Origin of the sequence: Saprospira grandis DSM 2844 (assembly GCF_000275825.1) — a bacterium.
GTDB lineage: Bacteria > Bacteroidota > Bacteroidia > Chitinophagales > Saprospiraceae > Saprospira > Saprospira grandis_A.
This window is the reverse complement of the sequence record NZ_JH719942.1, coordinates 3,292,187-3,310,693: the sequence shown is the minus strand read 5'-3', so window position 1 is coordinate 3,310,693 and position 18,507 is coordinate 3,292,187. Positions and strand designations below refer to the sequence as shown.

The 18,507-nt window shown below is 46.8% G+C and carries 13 protein-coding genes and 1 pseudogene; 6 read left to right on the top strand and 8 right to left on the bottom strand.

Going from position 1 to position 18,507, the window contains the following annotated elements; genetic code table 11:
- Positions 1-116: 116 nt before the first annotated feature.
- Positions 117-578 (bottom strand): type I restriction enzyme HsdR N-terminal domain-containing protein, encoded by a 462-nt coding sequence (locus tag SAPGRDRAFT_RS15075; protein WP_002660108.1) that lies wholly within the window; start codon positions 576-578, stop codon positions 117-119.
- A gap of 57 nt (positions 579-635) precedes the next feature.
- Between SAPGRDRAFT_RS15075 and SAPGRDRAFT_RS15070 the strand changes: the two genes are divergently transcribed.
- Positions 636-1,325, top strand: a complete 690-nt coding sequence (locus tag SAPGRDRAFT_RS15070; RefSeq protein WP_002660107.1) for a hypothetical protein — start codon at positions 636-638, stop codon at positions 1,323-1,325.
- 339 nt (positions 1,326-1,664) lie between these two features.
- On the opposite strand, the gene SAPGRDRAFT_RS15065 is transcribed toward SAPGRDRAFT_RS15070, so the two are convergent.
- The 4 genes from SAPGRDRAFT_RS15065 to SAPGRDRAFT_RS15050 form a co-directional block, all read right to left on the bottom strand.
- A complete protein-coding gene (locus SAPGRDRAFT_RS15065) occupies positions 1,665-2,468 on the bottom strand; it encodes a sugar phosphate isomerase/epimerase family protein (RefSeq protein ID WP_002660105.1) in 804 nt (267 codons plus the stop codon).
- A 73-nt stretch (positions 2,469-2,541) separates the two neighbouring features.
- Complete coding sequence (locus SAPGRDRAFT_RS15060) at positions 2,542-2,838, bottom strand: hypothetical protein (protein ID WP_002660104.1); 297 nt, start codon at positions 2,836-2,838, stop codon at positions 2,542-2,544.
- Between the two features lie 12 nt (positions 2,839-2,850).
- Positions 2,851-3,408 carry a DUF420 domain-containing protein gene (locus tag SAPGRDRAFT_RS15055; protein WP_002660103.1) on the bottom strand — a complete coding sequence of 186 codons (558 nt, stop codon included), beginning with the start codon at positions 3,406-3,408 and terminating at the stop codon, positions 2,851-2,853.
- Between the two features lie 30 nt (positions 3,409-3,438).
- A complete protein-coding gene (locus tag SAPGRDRAFT_RS15050; RefSeq protein WP_002660102.1) occupies positions 3,439-4,098 on the bottom strand; it encodes a peroxiredoxin family protein in 660 nt (219 codons plus the stop codon).
- 509 nt (positions 4,099-4,607) lie between these two features.
- Between SAPGRDRAFT_RS15050 and SAPGRDRAFT_RS23830 the strand changes: the two are divergent.
- A pseudogene (locus tag SAPGRDRAFT_RS23830) lies at positions 4,608-6,880 on the top strand (hypothetical protein).
- A 230-nt stretch (positions 6,881-7,110) separates the two neighbouring features.
- Here SAPGRDRAFT_RS23830 and SAPGRDRAFT_RS15035 read toward each other — a convergent pair.
- Positions 7,111-8,247: a hypothetical protein gene (locus tag SAPGRDRAFT_RS15035; RefSeq protein ID WP_002660099.1), complete on the bottom strand. Its 1,137-nt coding sequence runs from the start codon at positions 8,245-8,247 to the stop codon at positions 7,111-7,113.
- Between the two features lie 161 nt (positions 8,248-8,408).
- On the opposite strand from SAPGRDRAFT_RS15035, the gene SAPGRDRAFT_RS15030 reads away from it, so the two are divergent.
- Positions 8,409-9,611, top strand: a complete 1,203-nt coding sequence (locus tag SAPGRDRAFT_RS15030; protein ID WP_002660098.1) for a GAF domain-containing sensor histidine kinase — start codon at positions 8,409-8,411, stop codon at positions 9,609-9,611.
- Positions 9,612-9,675: 64 nt separating this feature from the next.
- Here the strand turns inward: SAPGRDRAFT_RS15030 and SAPGRDRAFT_RS15025 are convergent, their stop codons facing one another.
- Complete coding sequence (locus SAPGRDRAFT_RS15025; RefSeq protein WP_002660097.1) at positions 9,676-12,441, bottom strand: tetratricopeptide repeat protein; 2,766 nt, start codon at positions 12,439-12,441, stop codon at positions 9,676-9,678.
- 448 nt (positions 12,442-12,889) lie between these two features.
- Between SAPGRDRAFT_RS15025 and SAPGRDRAFT_RS15015 the strand changes: the two genes are divergently transcribed.
- Both SAPGRDRAFT_RS15015 and SAPGRDRAFT_RS15010 read left to right on the top strand, forming a co-directional pair.
- A complete protein-coding gene (locus SAPGRDRAFT_RS15015) occupies positions 12,890-13,954 on the top strand; it encodes a CaiB/BaiF CoA transferase family protein (RefSeq protein ID WP_002660096.1) in 1,065 nt (354 codons plus the stop codon).
- Positions 13,954-14,934 (top strand): tetratricopeptide repeat protein, encoded by a 981-nt coding sequence (locus tag SAPGRDRAFT_RS15010; RefSeq protein ID WP_002660095.1) that lies wholly within the window; start codon positions 13,954-13,956, stop codon positions 14,932-14,934. Before SAPGRDRAFT_RS15015 ends, SAPGRDRAFT_RS15010 begins: the two co-directional genes overlap by 1 nt.
- Positions 14,935-15,149: 215 nt before the next feature.
- On the opposite strand, the gene SAPGRDRAFT_RS15000 is transcribed toward SAPGRDRAFT_RS15010, so the two are convergent.
- Positions 15,150-16,253, bottom strand: coding sequence for a TMEM43 family protein (locus SAPGRDRAFT_RS15000; protein ID WP_002660093.1), 1,104 nt, complete (start codon positions 16,251-16,253; stop codon positions 15,150-15,152).
- Positions 16,254-16,835: 582 nt separating this feature from the next.
- Between SAPGRDRAFT_RS15000 and SAPGRDRAFT_RS14995 the strand changes: the two genes are divergently transcribed.
- Positions 16,836-18,422 (top strand): T9SS type A sorting domain-containing protein, encoded by a 1,587-nt coding sequence (locus SAPGRDRAFT_RS14995; RefSeq protein ID WP_002660092.1) that lies wholly within the window; start codon positions 16,836-16,838, stop codon positions 18,420-18,422.
- Positions 18,423-18,507 lie beyond the last annotated feature (85 nt).

Genomic DNA, 18,507 nt, shown 5'->3' with positions numbered 1-18,507 from the left:
GCGGCTGGGTCTGCGGCTGCGCCGCCCCCCTCCACATCGCTAGGCCAAATGGGCCAGCTTTGCTCGAGCAGAAATAGTTGGGGCAAAATCAAGTAGTTAAGATAGTAAGTTCCTAGTTAAATTTCAGCGTAAAATGGGATTTCCCCCAAAACTTCATACTCTTTTAATTTGGGGTTCCAGACAAAGCCGTAGTTTTGCCGCCCATTAGAAATAATGAGGTAGGGCATTTGTAGGCTGCTGTTGTAGCGCATAATTTGGTCCAATACCACTGCATTTAGGCTTTGGCTTGGCGCCTTGAGCTCAAAGAGGACCAAGGGCTGCGTATTTTTATCAAATAAAAGCAAATCTGTTCGCCGCTTTTGGCCATAAACCGCCAAGCCCTTTTCTACCTGCATTTTGCTAAAGGGGTAGGCTTTTTCGGTTTTGAGGTACTGGATCCAAAGTTGGCGCAGCCATTCTTCGGCTTGTAGGAGCAGCCATTTTCGGCGGACGGGGTCAAATATTTGTTTTTGTCCTCCCTCGCTCCGGATTTGTAGCCGCTCTTGATAGGCGAGTAAAGGGACCTCTAATGATTTCATGCTGGGCGCAGTTTTTGCAAGAATAAATGACAATTCTAAACGACAAAGAAAAGAACTATGCAAAAATTTTTCTGGATCTTGCCCCTACTTTTTATTCCCCTCTCCTCCCTTTGGGCTCAAGAAGGTACTTATATATATAAGGATAAGGATATAGAAATCCAACTTTCTTTAAAAGAAAAGGGAAGATTTGAATATGTTCGCATTGAGAAATGGGCCAGATTGAGCGCCGAGGGTAACTGGAAGGCCCGGGGAGACAAGCTATTTTTACAATCTGACTATCAGATTGATAGCTTTTTGGTCCAATCAGATTCTCTAAGCCATGGTCCCCAAAACTTATCGCTTTGTATCAATGCGCTTTCGGCCCAAGCCGCCCCCAAAGAAATTGGTAGCCTGATTGTTAATGATAGCTTTTATTGCCGCCAAGACCAAGATAAACTGCTGGCCAGCATTGAGGAAAGAGGTAAAATCCGAAGAGCAGGGACGGCTGAAGAACGAGAAGAGCTAGCCAAAACTTATGCCCCCCTCTATTATAATTGTAAGCTCCCCAAAGGCGAAAATCTGGCCCAAGTGGAATTGCAAATTAACGGGCAAAGCAGTTTTTTCTACCCCAAAAAAAATAAACACCATAAGCATTTTGAGTTTAGCTTCCGGCTGTCGCCCTCTAAACAATATGCCTACCTTAAGCCCCAAAGTTGGACCATCAAAAGACGAAAGTTGATTGACCCCCAAGGGCGAAAGTTGAAGTAATGAAAAAAAAGAGCAAACCTTAGGGTTTGCTCTTTTTTTGGGGGCTATAGAGAACATTTTAAATGGCTCCCGCAAACAAGCCCCCAATGGATTCCTTAGGGAATCCATTGGAGGGGCGGGTGGGCGGGGTCGTGACTACGGATGAGGAGCGAAGCGAGGAATACCGCTTTTGCGAAGGCCCGAAGGGCCGCTGAAGGCCCAGCGCTGCGCAGCCGTGGCCCGAAGGGCCAGACCAAGGAGCAAAGCGACGCAGGGCCGAGCAGACCTGCGAGCGGCGCAGCATAGCGGCGGCCAGCTTTGCTGGCCGCGGGCCCCAAATCTAGCTACTTTTATAAAAAATTAGACATAAGCTGGAGCTAAAAGGCCCGCCCGCTGCAAAGCCCCCAAAGAGCGTAAAAAAGCCGTTCGCGTTTTTACCTCAATAATCAAATCGGGCCATTCGGGCAGTGCTTGCAAGCCCTCAAAAAAGCCAGAAAAATCCTGATTGCCATCCGTATAAGCCAAATGCTCATCGCGCTCGCCATGATTGGCATGCAAATGCACATAGGCCAGCTGCTCGCCTAGGCCCAAAAGCCAATCTTTTAGCGGAAGCTTAGAGTTGGTAAAACAATGCGTATGCCCAGTATCTAGGCAAGCCTTAAAATGCGAAGAATTGATAGGCGCCAAAATATCATATAACAGCTTTGGGCTATGCTCTCGGGTATTTTCTAGCAAAACTCGAATATCATATCGCTCCGCCGCCCGAACAATAGCAGGCCAATAATCGAGCTGCTTCTCTACAAAAATGCGGTCGTGCTCCTTGGCCCGATGCGGAACATAATTGGCGTGAAAAACCAATTGACGAGCCCCCAAACGATCCGCTAACTCCAAACTTTGCAGCATCCGCTTCTGGCAAACCTCCAAAATCCAGGGATCTCTAGCCATAGGATTCATATCGAAAAATGGCCCATGCATACTTACCGCCCCCTTAAAGTTGGCCAACAACTTGGCCGTCTGATCCACTAAAGGCAACAGCCGATCGGCAGCTAAATTATAGGGCAGCGAAAAAGCCGAAAGCTCTACGCCAATACCCAATTTATTAAAATGATCAGCCACCTCTGGGCTAAAATTAAGGACCGAAGCCGAAATAGAAAACGTTTGCATAAAAGCCATTGAAAAATGAAAAAAGCCCAGTTTTCAATCGAAAACTGGGCCAAACTTTAAACGCTTATTCAATTTAATCTAAAGGCTCTAAAAGCAGGCGCAAATCCTTAAATTGCTGCTGCTGCCCTACCTGCCGCTGGTTGCGGTACCAAATAAAGCCAATGGTCCCCATCAAGATATAAGGCAAAATGAGCATATATAAAATACCATTGTTCAAGCCCTTGGCTTTGGTTCCTCCTGACTTCAGGTCAGCTTCTGCCGACATCCGGCACATAGGACATTGTGCGGCCAACTCCTGCTGAGGAGCCACCACCAAAAACAGGGATAAGGCTAAACTAAATAGATACAAATATTTTTTTATCGCTTTCATAGAGCATAGAATTTAGGCTGGATAATAAGGCGCAATCATATAATAGCAAATGACCCCGGTCACAGAAACATACAACCAAACCGGATAGCTAAATTTTACCAAACGCTTGTGGCGATCAATCTGCCCCGTATAACCATACAAAAAGGCAAATAAGACCAAGGGTGCCTGAATAGCCGCTAGCGCAATATGGCTAAATAAAAGTAACAAATAAATTAGCTTTTCCGTGCCCGTGCCCCCAAACTTTGTGTGGCCCGTAGTCACATGATATAAAACATAGACCAAGAGAAAGACAAAAGACATGCCCATAGCCGCATAAATCATTTGGCTGTGCAACTTGATCTTATGCTGTTTGGCCGCTACTAAGGCCAAAACCAATAAAATGGCCGTTCCTCCATTTAGGATCGCATTGATGGCCGGCAGCCAATACACATCAAATGGAAAATTGACCTCTAATTTCACCGAAAACAATAGGGCCACGACCAAAGGCAAAACTACCGAAATAACCGTAATGATAATATTCAGCTTTTTGTGACTTTTTGTCCCTATATCATCTACAATAGGTGTACTCATACATCTTAATTTTTATAGTCGAAAAAAGGCTTATTGATACAGCTCTTTTTCTTCCTGATAACGCAATTTTTTTCTATCCTTTTTGGCCGGCAATAAGAGCGCAATATCCTCAACCATCCGATTGATTTTCTCTGGTTTTAGGGCATTGTAATGCATGGCCACCGTCTGATCCATAGAAAACAAAACCAAGGTTTGCCCCAAGGTATCTTGGCCCAATTTGCAGTTTTCCACCGCCAGATTCAAGACCTGATCGGGCCGCCCTTTTAGGCTTTGCCAGTTGCGATCAGGCAACTCATTTTTGGCCCAAAACTGCTGCAGACTCTTCAAACTATCGCTCCCTACAGGCAAACTCAACAAACGCAAACGCTGGGTGGTCTTTTTGCTGTATTCTGTCTGCACCCGAAGCATTTCCGACCAAACTTTTTCGTTCTCCGCTGCCCCATCCTGATAAAAGTTGAGCAGCAAAACCCGCCCCTCATACTTGCTCAAAGAATAGGCCTCTCCGGCCGTATCTTGCAAAGGAATATTTTGCAATTTAATAGAATCCCCCAAATAACGCATCTGCGCCTTTCGGGCCTTATAATCCATTAGGCCCGCTCTCGACATATATACCGCCGCCAAAGGAAACACAATGGTCACCAATGCCAAAGGCAAAACGATTAGGGCTTTTTTTAATTTTGATTCAGCCATAAGCTCTTTATCTAAAAAATAATTTGATTTCTTTAACAAAACAGCTTTTCTCCCTTTGGGTTTGCTCGCTGCCTATTTTAAGCCACAAAAGTAGCTATTTTTTTGCGCTTCTCTGAAGAACTTTTCAAAAACTAGCCCTTTCTTCCTCCGCAAAAGTTCTGCTTTTTTCTAGCAAACTCTAGGCAAAAGATCACCCTCCCTACACTAAGCCTATCTCTCCCCTGCTTTATGTTTTTGTTTTGGGGCCTCCGCTGCGGCCTGCGGCCTTGCGGCGGTTACTCCCTTTGGTCGTCGAACTGCGCCCTAAAGGGCTTGTTGTCGCTTTGGGGCTCGCAGGTCTGCTCTGCCCTTCAGGCTACACTTCGTTTCGCCTTCGGTCTGGCCCTGCGGGCCACCCCGCCGCATCGCTAGGCCGAATGGCCTTCGGCCATTTTTTGATGAAAATTTCAGGCTAATTTTGCGTTTATAAATAAAAGTTACTACTTTTACGTAAACACAAAAACAAAGCAATGAAAGCATTAGCCATTTTTCTATTTCACAGCTTCTTATTTATTAGCCCATTCAATGCTATAAAAATGGATAATCATCAACTTTTTTTGGCAAAACAGCAGCAGTATCAAGAAGATACAGCCCTTTATGAAGAAACCTTGGCCCAATATCAAGAACTATATTCACTTTATCAGGAGCTTCCTGCAGAGGATCCCGATCGCCCAAGCCTGAAGGCGGCTTTACTCAAGACCAAAGCGGGCCTAAAGGCCTTTAAGCCGCAGCTCAAAATGGAAAAGGCCAATTTGGAGCAGCTATTTTTGGCCCTTAAGGAAGAGGATATACCCAAAACTGATTTTTTATTAGAGTTTGCTCAAAATGCTCTAGAGCTAGCAGGTAAAGCTAGAAATCTAAAGAATAATGTAAATAATGACCAGTGGGCAAAAACTACTGCTTTAAATCATTTATATATTAAATTCAAGGAAGGTAAAAAGCTCAAAGTTTGCCGTCTAATTGCAGCAGATATTAAGGCTTTAGTAGAGCAGGCAGACAACAAGCCGCCCAGTATATTTTTAGAAGAATTGGCCCAAATTTTTGAGCGTTATGATGCGGTAGAAAAGATTAAGAAGTATAGAGCTAAATCGCGCTTTATTGAGTCTAGCATTGCGCCTTATGTCCTTTCCCCAAACCAACTAGAACCCATTTTGGACCAAGCCCTGGCCATAGATGACTTTTTGACGGAGGAGGAGTTGGAGGAGAAGGAAAAAGAATTGGAGGAGACACGAAAGGAGTTGGAAAGAGAGAAAGAAATGGCTATAGAGAAATGGACTTCTAAAGTTGAAAACTGGAAAACCCAAAGCATAAAAACTATTTATGAGCTGATGGTCTTAGATACGCTAGAAAAATACCGCGATCTAAAAATTAACGCTATCTATGTATTAGAAGAAATAAAAGAATGGGATAAAGTTGATGATCCCAAAGTCGTTCAGCTAATTTTTGATTACAGCCGTAAATTCCTTCCTAAAGGACAGCTAAGCAATGAAGATGTATCCAGTAATATGATTAAGGTCATCGATAAAACAGCTACCTTTTTAATTGCGCATCCTGAAGCATGGTATGAAAATCACACTAAAGTAGTGCTACCCAACCTTCACAAAATTCTAGCTCTTCTTGCAGAAATAGATGGTGCAAGAGCAAAATTTAACTGCTATGATATTTACTTAGATTGGGTAAGGCAGTCTAATGTTTTTGCAACTGACAATAGCGTCTATAAGCTAGATTGTTTAACTGAAAAATTAATCGCCTATTTCAAAAAAGAAGCGGCAATGGCTGCTTTTGCTCCAGCCTTGGAGGCTGAACTTAAGCAACTCAAAGCAAGCCTTAAGGGCAGAAATATAATTTTAGCCCGTCATCTTATACGGCCTTATAAAAAGGCTATAGGCAATACTTTTTTCCATAAAGAAAAAATGGGCTAATCAGTTATATAGAAGCAAATAGGGCTAATGCAACATTGGCTGAAGACTTAGCACTAATTCTCGCTCATAATTTTCAGGAGGAAAACATAAAAGAGGCCATAAAAAGTTGTCAACAAGCAGTAGTGCAATGGGCCCCTAGCCATACCGAAGATAGCTTAACTCAAAATATTCTACTCTCTAATGATAGTACCCTCTCGCTTACTATCAAATTTCAGTTGAATAAAAACAACGGACAGTATGCGGCAAAAGCCACAGCTCTAAGCATGAATGTTAGTCAAAAAAAGGGGCCTGACTATGAAATCAAAGCCAGTTTTAATGCTCCGCTAGTTGTGGAAGCTGATGGTACTACTTATCACGAATTTTCTGCAGAGATTAGCTACAAAATAGCTGCGGATCAGAAAACTGAAAGTATAGCTGCAGAGGCTGGAGTTGAAATAGGGAGTAGTAAAACAAAAGGTTCCACACATAACATTGGGCGAACAGGCGCTGCAAACTTTGGTCTTGATGGCATACTTGGAGGCGACTATTCTCTTACAGATGAATATGCTACAGAAAAATCTACTACAAATTATAGTTCAGGAAATGTTAGTATAAATGCCTCTGTAGCTAATACAAAGACAGATGGAATACAAAAAGGGTTTTTCAAACTTGTTAAAGGGACTTTACAAACGGTAAAGAAAGGAAATAGCGTAGAAGTACAATGGCTATTGCTTGATCCTATTGGCAACTTTGTGTATCCAAATGGAGGAATATTTGTTAAACAGGTCTTATCCAATAATGCCGATCAGTTGATTAAAGAAATTCCACTCCATAAAAAATAAAAATCAGCTATTCAAAGCCCCAAACTTCTGTTTGGGGCTTTGCTCTTTCAATAAAAGATTGCGAAGCAATACCACTTCTAAACGGTTTTGCAGGCGGCGAAGCCGCCGCAGGCTGAGGGATGGACAGCAGTGGCCGAAGGCCAGACCGAAGCGCGCAGCGCTGAAGGGCCGAGCGAACAGCGAGCTGCGAAACAGCCCGACCCAGCCAAAGGCTGGGGCAGCCCCAAATCCTAATAATTATAGGCCAAAACCAAACGAAGGCTCCAGCCCAAAAACTGCTGACTCAAATCATTTTGTTGAACATTGAGGCTACCCACCCTAGGATTGTAGCCCCCAATCAGGTAGGCAGACAAATACTTAAACTGATGGCTATAGCTCAATTGTCCGCCTATTTGCCCTCCAAAACTTTGAATATAGATCAGTGAAAACTGATCGTAGAGCCCTAGTGGATAATTAGTCTGAACCGCCAAAGCATGTGTGCTCAGGGCTGGGCGAAACAGCTCCTGACCATAGGCCAAAAATAAATATTCTGCACTGCAGTTGAGGCCATTTCCCAAAGCGAAGGTATAATCTAGGCCCAAATTGAGCTGTTGCGCCGCTTGGTAAGGGCCTAAACCTTTGGGCCGATAAATCTGTGCAGCCTCTAACCAAACCCCTGCCCCCAAATCCCATTTGCCGTCTAGGCTCCAACGATGCTCAGGCAAAGGCCCCATATTAAACAGATAGGCCAAACTGCTATCCGATTGTGCCCAACGATAATGATAACTCAGGGCCAACTCCCCCTTGGGCAAGGGCAACTGAAAGCGGCCACCAAACTCGGGCCGCCCCTGCTCCGTTCTTAATAAATCAAAACCCCTCCGCTGCGAATTGCCATAAAGCGCCCAGAGCCAAAGATTGGCATTTTGCTTAAAATAATAACGGCCCAAAAAAGCATAAACCCCATTGGTCAAAGCCAAAGGATCTCGAGGATCTATCTGATGAAACCACTGCAAAGGACGCAACAACTGCGCACTGCCAAAATCTATTTTTTGCAAGCCCAAACGCAACTCTAAATTGGGCGCCGTATAACGCAACCAAAAGCGATAGGGCCGAATGCTCGCCGCCGAACTTCCAGTAGGATAACTGGCATAGGCTGATAAATTTAGCGCAGCCTCCAGATCTAGCCCCTGCCGACTGCTATCCCAACTCCGAGCCGCAAAATAATTGGGCAAATAACGTCCCGCCGAAAAATGAGCCGCCCCCTGCTGAGGCGACCAAGCCTGAACCGCCGACAACTGCCCAGAAAACCGCTGCTGAACGCTATTTTGGCCCAAAACTATAGCCCTGCAAAAAAGCAAGCCCAACAGCAAACAAAAAAATAAACGCATAAGGCTATAAATTTTAGCTCCACTGAAAAAGCAACACGTATCAATAATCACATTAAAGTGACACTATTTTTCATATATTTATTGTTCTTTTGCCCCAACCCCTAAGGCAAAAGCAAGCTACTGACAAATAACTTAACTTCTTTATTAAAACGTATAAGTGTATGATGATTGCCCCTAAGCATGAGCAAGAAGTGGCTCGTTTGGCCGCTTTAGACAGCTACAATGTATTAGACTCTCTGCCCGAAGCAGATTATGACAACATCGTTTCTCTTGCCGCTACTATCTGTGACATGCCCATGGCATTGATAACATTGGTAGATGACAAACGCCAATGGTTTAAGGCCAAAGTAGGCGCCGATGTAGAAGAAACCCCTATTGAGGTCTCTTTTTGTGCTCACGCCATTTTGCAAGATGATGTTTTTATGGTGCCCAATACCTCTAAAGATGAACGCTTTGCCGATAATCCGCTAGTAACGGGCCCCTTTCAACTCGGTTTTTATGCTGGGGTTCCCTTGGTCAATGAAGATGGCCTGCCCTTAGGTACGGTCTGCGTTTTGGACCAAAAACCCAGAGAGTTTTCTGAAGAACAACAAAAAGCGCTCTCTATCCTTGGCCAACAGGCTATGCGCCTCCTTGAATTGCGCAGAAAAAAACGCCTCATTCAGGAAGCCCTAGAAAGAGAACAACACCGCCAAGCCGAACTCGAGCGCTTTAGCCATATTGCCATCAAAGAGCTCAAAAGCCCTATGGCCAATATTGCCAATGTTACCCGACTGCTCCTTGCCGATGGCAAACTTGGCCTGCCCGATAGCAAACGGAAAATGATGGAAAAGGTCTTGCAGTCTTCTGATCGCCTCAAAACGATGCTCAATAGCCTCTGGCGCTACAATACAATTGATGAAGCCCTAGAAGAAGAAAAACAAAAGATTCAAATTAAAAGCATCCAACAGCATATTCAGTTGAGTATGGGCAGAAAGGTCAATATCAAATGGTTGGGCCTAGAAGAAATCTACTACCGCCCCCAGCTCTTTAAAAGAATGCTTCATAAGTTGATCGATAATAGCTACCGCTATGCTAGTCAAGAAATTCCAAATATAAGAATCAACATTAAGGAAACTGGCCGAGATAACAAAATGTACCAAATTACAGTTAGCGATGACGGGCCAGGCGTTCAAGCCGAACAGCTCAATAAGCTAACCGAGCTGTTTTTTAGCTCCGCCCCCAACGATAAATTTGGAACTAACTGCGATGGAATTGGCCTAGCTACCCTAGAAAAAGTCCTTGGCAAAGAGAATGGAACACTCCATATTAGCAATATTCTCCCCACTGGCTTAACTGTACAGTTTACGCTCCCCAAAGAGTAAAAACAAGCCAAAACAAAAAAGGCCCGCTAGCAATTGCTAGCGGGCCTTTGGTGCTATCCTCTCTCTAGTTGGCCAATTTTACGGCCTGACTAACCGGAATTTTATTTCCATCCTTAAAGGCTACAATAAAAGACTTTAGGCCTTTTTGTTTTACCTCCGTATCGGCTTTGCGGGCATCATCAATGCTGCTATAGCCCCCCAAATAGAAATAAGTCAATCCATTTTTGGAGTTGAGCTGACGCTCAATCCGTCCAATCTGACTCAAATCGGGATAGTTGGCGGCAGAAGCATCTTTATAGGCCCCTAACTGTACCTTAAATTCTAAGGGACGCTCGGCAGGCAATAGCCCAGCCCCACGAGCAGTAGTCCCCTCAGGCAACTTATTATCCGCATAGCTGTTTCTAGCATCCTCTACAATAGGAGGCAAAAGATCGGCATTGCCATTCTCTAAAGGCCGCTCTTCTACCACAGGCTTATTCTCTGCCTCGGCTACTTCTTTCTTCATCGGAAAGACCACTTGCATGTTGTTGGTCATGCGCTCAGCCGCCGTGCGATTGCTCAAGGCTTCACTTCTCAAAAACGACTTATCTAAGCCTTTAATGTCTTTTACCTTGGCCAAAACCTCTTCGGCATGGGCCTTATCAGCAAAAACACCTAGCCGATAGATTTTAGCCTCTCCATTTTTGTAAGGCGCCGTAAGCATGTTGGCATATTGCCCCAACTCCTTTTGTAGCTCTTTGTCCAAAGACTTAAATACACCCACCTGAACCAAATAGCCTTTGTCCGGCATCAAGGATTGAGGCATTTCATTGGCTCGGCGAAACTGATTGGGCAAAACCTCTTCTTGCGTTCCCTCACGCCCCATATACTGACCATCATTGTTCAAAAGGGCCAAGCCATTGGTGGCCGAAGGCTGAATCGCCTTGCTGCCCAAAAGCGTCCGCTTTTGGCCATCCCCAGTAAATACTTCCATGATGTCATTCTGATAACCCGCAGCAGAAAAACGAACTTCATACTGAGACTGTGGCTCTAGGATCAAAGCATACTCCCCATATTTAGAGCTCTGCTTTTTATACTCTACGCCCGTTTTCATATGACGTACATAAACCCATACATTGGCCAAACGTCTTTTGCTCACCGCATCGGTCACTACACCAATATAGGAGTTGTCGGCACAAGGAATTTGCTTGCCCGCATAAGGATCCTTGTTATTGCTCGCCCCATTATTACTGCCGCTGTTGTTGCCCCCAGTATTGTTGTTTGTACCAGCATTATTACTTCCACTATTGTTTGTACCAGCATTGTTCCCCTGCTGATTCCCCCCTTCTTTGGGCGGATTCAAAACATAGTCATCAATATTGTCTTGTCCCATATTACTGCCATTGCCTTCTCCCCCATTCACATTATCAGCAATTTCTTCCAAGGTATTGAGTTGGTCCTCCTGCTCCTGCGTAAGACCCGACTGCCCATCAGGGTTTTTCACTACATAGTCTTCTTCTTGCTTAGAAATTAAAGGCATCCCCTCTACATTCCCTTGCAAATAAGCCGAGTAAATATCATAATCACCCTGACCACCATCTCGGTTAGAGGCCATGTACCCCATGTTTTTCTCCGGCTCAAAAATAAAGTAAAGCTCATCCTGACTAGAGTTGAGCCCAGGCCCCATATTCCGCACATTTTTCCAACTTCCCCCCAAGTTCTCGGCCCGATAAACATCAAAACCACCAAATCCAGGCTTCCCATCAGAAGAAAAATACAAAATGCCTTTGCTGTCTACAAAAGGAGATATCTCATCTCTTACACTATTAACATTGGGCCCCAAGTTCTGAGGAGTGGTCCAACGCCCATCCTTAAAATAACTAACGTAAAGGTCAAAGCCCCCATAACTACCCGGCAAGCCTTTGGCCGCAAAGTATAAGGTGTTTCCCCCTTCCGCTAAAGCCGGAAATGCCGACTGCTCCGCATAATATGGATACTCTGTAGGATCCTCTGCCGGAATGCTCGCCAAGGGCGCATTATAATAACCCATCTTAAAACTACTACTCCCCCCACCCAAAGTCATCGGGTGACGAACCGCTGCAGAAAAGTTATTTACACTCACAAAGGTCTTCCCATTAACACTACTCACAGGAGATAACTTATAGCGATTGGTAAACTCCATGTTCCCAGCCGGAAAAACCGTCTGCGCATTCTTCAAGTCTCGGTCGTTCTGACGATCCGCCTGATACAAATAATCCTCGTTCGCATCAGAATAGCCCCCCATTCCCATCGGATTAGAGACAATCCGCTTAGAAGCAAAGTATATACGCCCCCCAGCCAATACCGGATTAAAATCCGCAGCCGAAGAGTTTACCGCAGTCTCATTGCGCACATCAAATACCGGACGCTTGCCCTGATGCGCCAAGGCAAAATCACAAGAGGCCACATAGGCATCCAATAAGGGCAAGGCAGCATAATTTCCCGCCATATCAGGGTGCTTCTTGGCCTTCTCATGCACCTCCTTGGCCTTCTGATAACGACCATCCATCTGCAACGCATAGGCATACCAAAAATAAAGGTCAACCCCCGCATTCGGAGACTCTACCAAGCCCCCATAATACTGAGCAGCCTTTTTCGGACGATTCGTCTGCAGATACAACTCTGCCATTGTCAATTGTAAATTCTTGTCTGTGGGGGTCTGGCTAAGGGCCTGTTCATAATAGAATAGGGCCGAGTCTACTTTCTGCTCATTATAGAGAGCTTGTGCACGCTCCAAGGCCGCCTCTTGGGCCGATAGAGAAATGCCAAAGCAAGTAGACAATGCCAACAATACGGTTCGCTTAAATGTCATGGCTATTGCGTTGTTAATAATAATTAATGTAGGTCGTTTTGGCCAAAAGCTAGGCCAGTTTCAAACAGGTCAATAAGGTTTCCTTCCAAAACTTAGTTCCTCTGCTGCTTTTGGGGCTGCCCCTCGCTACGCTCGGGTCGGGCTGTTTCGCAGCTCGCTATTCGCTCGGCCCTGCGGCGGCAAAGCCGCCTTGGTCTGCCCCTAGGGGCCACTGCTGTCCATCCCTCAGCCAATTGGCGCCCTGCAGGCACCAATTTCTACAGGCAAAAAACGCCTTTCTTCCTCTTTTTTTAAGAAGTTTGCTAACAATTTTACTAAAAAAAGCTGGGAATGCCCATATTTGCGCCCAAGAGCAAGAAGCAATTTGACCTTTTTCGCTCAAAATCAATAAAAATAAGGGCCAGCAACTCGCCCCAAAAGGTAGAATTTCTCTACACAAAAAAATATAATGATTAGTTTAGAAAATATAAAAGTTTTAGACCTCTCTTCTGTCCTCGCAGGCCCCTCTGTCGGTATGTTCTTCGCCGAACTCGGCGCAGATGTCCTAAAAATAGAAACCCCCAAAGGCGATGTGACCAGAAGCTGGAAACTAGAACAAGAAGATCCCAAAAGTCTCCGCTCTGCCTATTTCGCTTCCGTCAATTGGGGCAAGGAAATTTTACCGCTAGACCTCAAAGATGAAGATGAACGACAAGTGGTCTACCACCTCGTCGAAGAAGCCGATATCGTCATTACTAACTTTAAAGCAGGCGATGCCGAAAAGTTAGGAGTCGACTATAATATTCTTTCCCAAATTAACCCCATGCTGATCTATGGGGCCATCAATGGCTTTGGCGAAAACGCCAAACGCCCCGCCTTCGACCTAGTCCTGCAAGCAGAAACAGGCTTTATGTACATGAATGGCCAAGCCGATGGCCCAGCCACAAAAATGCCCGTGGCCCTGATCGATGTTCTGGCCGCACACCAACTCAAAGAAGGAATTTTATTGGCCCTCTGGCGCCGAGAAAGAGAACATAAAGGCGCCTATGTTAGTGTCTCGCTCTTCGATGCCGCTATTGCCGCCCTAGCCAACCAAGCAAGTAATTACCTCATGCTAGACCATCTGCCCCAACGCATGGGCTCCCTCCACCCCAATATTGCCCCCTATGGCGAACAGTTCAAAACAGCCGATGATCAATTAGTGGTAACCGCCATTGGTAGCAACCGACAGTTTTTGGCCCTCTGCCAACTTATCGGAGAAGAACAATTGGCCAAGGATAAACGCTTTATCGAGAATCAAGACCGACTGCAAAACCGTAGCGACCTAGCCCAACTCCTAGCCGAAGCCATTGGCAAATGGGAAAGCCAAGAGCTATTAGCTGGAGCACTAAATACTAATGTCCCCCTAGGCCTTATCCGAAATATGGCCCAAGTATTTGAACAAGAAGCCGCCCAAGCCCTTATCCTAGAAGAAGAACCCGACGGCCAAAGCACCAGAGCAGTGCGCACGGCTGTCTTTAAGATGAAAGATTGATGTTTAAGAAGTTTTGGTCCAAGAAAAAGAAGTCCCCAAAAACCAACACCCACAAAACTCCTCCCCCAGAGCAAGCTGCTCCAGCACCAATAGAAGAGGAAATACTTAGCCCCCCCAACCCCCAAGCCTTTGAGGAGGATTGCCAACGACTGATTTCTCGCTACCTAGGCTTTCCCGCCCAAGGCCTAGAACTCCAGTGGCAAGGAGAAAAAAGCCTACCCCAATCCTTCGCCCAAGCTTATCCCGCCGCCTTTAAAGATTGGCTGGCCGTAGATGCCCCCTGGGATAAACGCACGGTGGTTTATGCCCTCTTAGACCGTTTGCTAGGCAGCCAACTCGCCCCCTGGCAAAAGCTGCACCGCCTCCTTGATGACCGCCTGGCCCAAACGGCCCTGAAGGAGCAAAATGAAAACCCCTCGGCCAACTTTTTGGCCCAGCAAGCTCGACTCTATTTTGTGCTGGACCAAAATGAAAAGGCCCTCCAACTGCTCGAACAAGCCCTAAAACAAGAACCCCTGCTCAAAGCCGCTCAGCTCCAACAAGCCGAAGTCTGGCTCTGGCAAGGCCATGCCCAAAAGGCCCAGCCCATTTATCAACGCTTTTTGCAAGAGCTGGCCCAAGGCCAAAAACAACTCCCCTTTGAGCAGCTGTTTTCTTTGGCCCAAGGCGGACTACAAGCCCCCGTTTATGCCATCTCCTTTTTGCAAAAAAGTAAGGACCTAAAACATTGGGAACAATATGCCGAAGAGTTTTATTGGAGCCCCCACTATAGAATGCAACACGCCCTCCAACTCATCCAAGCCGAACAGTTTGCCTATGGCCTAAGCAAATTATTGGCCCTGACCAAAGAAATGCCCTGGTTTAAACAGGCTGTGCTTGCCGCCCACCAATTTATTATGCAGACCAAAGGCTATGAGGTCTTTGCCGATGATATGAGCCGCCTCTCTAAACTAATGCTGGATAATAATTGGTCCTACTAAACGGCTCTACAGGCCCAAAGGGCCGCAGGCTGAGCTGCCTGGCGGGTGGCGCAAAGCGCCAGACCCAGCCGCCAAAGGCGGCGCAGGGCCGAGCAGACCTGCGAGCCCAAAAGGGAGCGACCCGACCAAAGGGAGGGGCAGCCCCAAAAAAATCATCTCGCCCCCAAAAAATAAAGGCCAGCCCCCATCAAGGAGCTGGCCTTTGCTATGGCCCATTAGGCCGCTTTTTTCTTAGATTTGAGGTAGTAAACAATGCCCCCAGCCAATAATATAATGGTAATGATTAGGGCGATCCAGCTGTGGATGATGAGCGAGACAATGATGGTGACCGTGCTCAGAACCGCCGAGATGAGGAAGGAGGCAAAGCCCACCAAAGAACGGCTGATGCGACCCGCAATAGGGACCAAATCGAGAAAAACCGAAACGGGGCCCGAAATCATGGCCAAGCCCATCCACATCAAGAAGAAACCTAGGCCCCGAAGGATCCAGCGAATGGTGTTGTGCTCCGTTTGTAGGTAGTCCACCGCCTGCTCCTTATCCCCCTTTAAGGCCCGATAAAACCCATTGACCTCACTGTTGCTGAAGGGGGCCAAGCTAGCACTGCTCGCATAGGCCGCAAAAAGCGTAAGCTGGGGGCTAGGGCTGGGCAAGGCCTCATAACTAATGCGGAGGTCGCCCACCTTAGGCGCTTCTAAACTCCCCCGGCCCGAAAACAAATAGCGATCAGCAGCCCAAACAACTCCATCTTGGCCCTTTAGCATACTCTGGCTTAAGCTTAACTCATCAGACGCTAGACTCAAGTCCTCAGGCTGCTCGAGCCGAAAGCCCTCCATTTCCATCTCTTTGGCCCTTAGCTCCTCTCCACTAATGGACATGCTTGGGTTATGATAGCCATCTACCTTAAAGTTAGAGGAATTTTCGGGAGAACTTGTCCAGACCTTGCGGTAACTATAGTCGGTGGTGGTGGTTTCTGAGCCCCCAATATTTTTCTTGGTCTTGCTGTCCTTATCTTCCTTCCAAGCATACATTTCTACTGTTCTTTTGAGGTAGAGGTAGTTGCCCGCCTTCAAATAATGGTCGCCCAAACTAGCCGAAGCCGTCATTTTGCCGCTAAGGGCAATCAATTGGCCCTGCTCAGCACTGCCGCCAGCCGTAATTTCCTGAGCAGTTTTGGCCACTTTGGCCAAATTGACCCGGCCCTCATTCCAAAATAATAGGAAAAAGGAGCCCAAGAAAAATAAAAAGCCAAATAAGACGCCCAAAAAGGAGTTGATGATGCGGCTAAACCAGCTTTTGTGTGTCACTTCTCGGTAAGACATAATTTCAATTTTATTAGGGTTATCAATTAGAGATAACTTTAAAGTAGCTGCTTTATTTCTAAAATACAAGCGGATGGCTTTATTTTGTTAGGCTTTTCTCTTTGAAAATGAAGCCGAGGGGTTACTCTACCCCTTTCGAGGGGTTACCCTACCCCTTTCGAGGGGTTACCCTACCCCTTTTGAGGGGTTACTCTACCCCTTTCGAGGGGTTACCCTACCCCTTTTGAGGGGTTACTCTACCCCTTTCGAGGGGTTACTCTACCCCTTTCGAGGGGTTACCCTACCCCTTTTGAGGGGTTACTCTACCCCTTTCGAGGGGTTACCCTACCCCTTTCGAGGGGTTACCCTACCCCTTTTGAGGGGTTACTCTACCCCTTTTGAGGGGTTACTCTACCCCTTTTGAGGGGTTACTCTACCCCTTTTGAGGGGTTACTCTACCCATCCCGAGGGGGTGCACTACCCATACAGAGGGCCTAACTTAATCATCGGGATGAGTTTTAGCTATTCCTTCTAGCTGTTTTCCCTTATTAAAAATCTCTTGCTTTTCTGTACTTTAGTAGTACATCAACAAAACAATCGACTATGCGAACCTTTTCCCTTCTATTGTTGGGCCTACTTCCTTTCTGCCTAAAGGCCCAAGACTGCTTAGGCAAACGTTATCAGGAGCGTATCTTCTCCTCTGTTCAGTTTTTCCCAGAGGTGGTGTATAGCCAAGATGCTTCTTCTTTGTTGGCTTCTTCTTTTGGGGCCGAGACCACCTTTGACCAAGATTTGGTTATGGATATTTATATGCCACCGCCCACAGATACCCTCCGCAATCGGCCCTTGGTAATTTTGGCCCATGGTGGTGGCTTTGTCAATATCTTTTTTATGGGCGGCACGGCCTTGGTGGGCACCAAAGACAATGAAGATGTTCAAGCCCTGGCCGATACTCTGGCCCATTGGGGCTTTGTAGCGGCCAGCATTCAGTACCGCACGGGCTTTGACCCCGCCAATGGCAGTAGCGTCAAGCGAGCAGTTTGGCGAGGCAGCCAAGATATTAGTGCGGGCATCCGCTTCTTTAGAAAGAATGCCCAATGGTTTGGCATCGATCCCCAAAAGGTATTTGTTGGGGGCAGTAGTGCGGGGGCTTTTGCCTGCTTGCATGCGGCCTTTGTAGAAGAAAATGAGCGGATTGCAGAGAGCTATGAGCAAAACCTATTGACTGCCGACTTGGGCTCCTTGCACAGTCGGCCCGTTGTTGAATTGACTGGATTTAATCCCTTTATGGGGAGCAATGTGGCCGCGCAGGATGTCGATTCTATTCCCCAGGCCATTGCGGCTTATTGGGGCGCCATTGCTGATTTAGATATGTTGAGCGGCAACAACCAAGCGCCAGTGATTTTCTTTCATGGAGACCAAGATGCGATTGTGGATGTAGATTGCGGTCGACCATTTTCGTCTATTTTGCTCACGGCCCCGGTGGTTTGCGGGAGTCGGCCCATGGATTCGGTCCTGACGGCCCTAAACATTCCTCATCAAACGCAGATTGAGGCGGGCGAAGGGCATGAATACTGGGGCGTAAACAATGGCGACTGGGGCAGCAATGGCCCCAACAGTTTTTGGTCGCCAATGATTGAGCAAACAGCCGCATTTTTCTATGAGCAGATGCGTCCAGCGGCCCCACAAATTCAGGGGCCAGTGGCGGCTGTACCGCAGCAGTCTGTAACTTATTCGGTGGCGCAACCTCAGGCGGGCTACCACTACTGTTGGTCGGTCCAAAATGGGCAGATTATCAGCCAAAATGCCGATGGAAGTCAGGTAGACATTGAGTTTGATGCGGGTTCTATTTCGGCCCAAATCGCTCTAACTGCCGAGGATGAGGCCCAGCTCATCAGTCTACCTCGTCAGAAGGGCATCAACTTGCAAGTGGGTTTAGCTAGTCGGGCAGAGGAGCTTTTGCAGTACAAGCTCTATCCTCAGCCGGCCCGAGAGTACCTACAAATAGAGGCGCCCGATGAGGAGGAGCAGCAGCTCGAGCTCTACGATGCTTTGGGCCGTTTGTTGCGGCAGGGGCAGTTTGTGGGGCAAACGCAATATTTTGTTGGCGATTTGCCTGCGGGGCAGTACTATCTTCGACTCAAGGGGGCCAAAACCGAGGCTCATTTTCCCATTCAGTTAATGGATTAGAAGAGGGGTTTGGGGCCTCAGCTGCGGCCTGCGGCCTTGCTGCGCTACGGTTCGCAGCTCGCAGGTCTGCTCGGCCCTGCGGCCT

Coding starts and splice junctions, on each gene's coding strand:
- SAPGRDRAFT_RS15050 (WP_002660102.1), bottom strand. CDS start 4,098: ATGGCTGAATCAAAATTAAAAAAAGCCCTAATCGTTTTGCCTTTGGCA.
- SAPGRDRAFT_RS15055 (WP_002660103.1), bottom strand. CDS start 3,408: ATGAGTACACCTATTGTAGATGATATAGGGACAAAAAGTCACAAAAAG.
- SAPGRDRAFT_RS15070 (WP_002660107.1), top strand. CDS start 636: ATGCAAAAATTTTTCTGGATCTTGCCCCTACTTTTTATTCCCCTCTCC.
- SAPGRDRAFT_RS15075 (WP_002660108.1), bottom strand. CDS start 578: ATGAAATCATTAGAGGTCCCTTTACTCGCCTATCAAGAGCGGCTACAA.
- SAPGRDRAFT_RS15025 (WP_002660097.1), bottom strand. CDS start 12,441: ATGACATTTAAGCGAACCGTATTGTTGGCATTGTCTACTTGCTTTGGC.
- SAPGRDRAFT_RS15060 (WP_002660104.1), bottom strand. CDS start 2,838: ATGAAAGCGATAAAAAAATATTTGTATCTATTTAGTTTAGCCTTATCC.
- SAPGRDRAFT_RS15065 (WP_002660105.1), bottom strand. CDS start 2,468: ATGCAAACGTTTTCTATTTCGGCTTCGGTCCTTAATTTTAGCCCAGAG.
- SAPGRDRAFT_RS15030 (WP_002660098.1), top strand. CDS start 8,409: ATGATGATTGCCCCTAAGCATGAGCAAGAAGTGGCTCGTTTGGCCGCT.
- SAPGRDRAFT_RS15015 (WP_002660096.1), top strand. CDS start 12,890: ATGATTAGTTTAGAAAATATAAAAGTTTTAGACCTCTCTTCTGTCCTC.
- SAPGRDRAFT_RS15000 (WP_002660093.1), bottom strand. CDS start 16,253: ATGTCTTACCGAGAAGTGACACACAAAAGCTGGTTTAGCCGCATCATC.
- SAPGRDRAFT_RS14995 (WP_002660092.1), top strand. CDS start 16,836: ATGCGAACCTTTTCCCTTCTATTGTTGGGCCTACTTCCTTTCTGCCTA.
- SAPGRDRAFT_RS15010 (WP_002660095.1), top strand. CDS start 13,954: ATGTTTAAGAAGTTTTGGTCCAAGAAAAAGAAGTCCCCAAAAACCAAC.
- SAPGRDRAFT_RS15035 (WP_002660099.1), bottom strand. CDS start 8,247: ATGCGTTTATTTTTTTGTTTGCTGTTGGGCTTGCTTTTTTGCAGGGCT.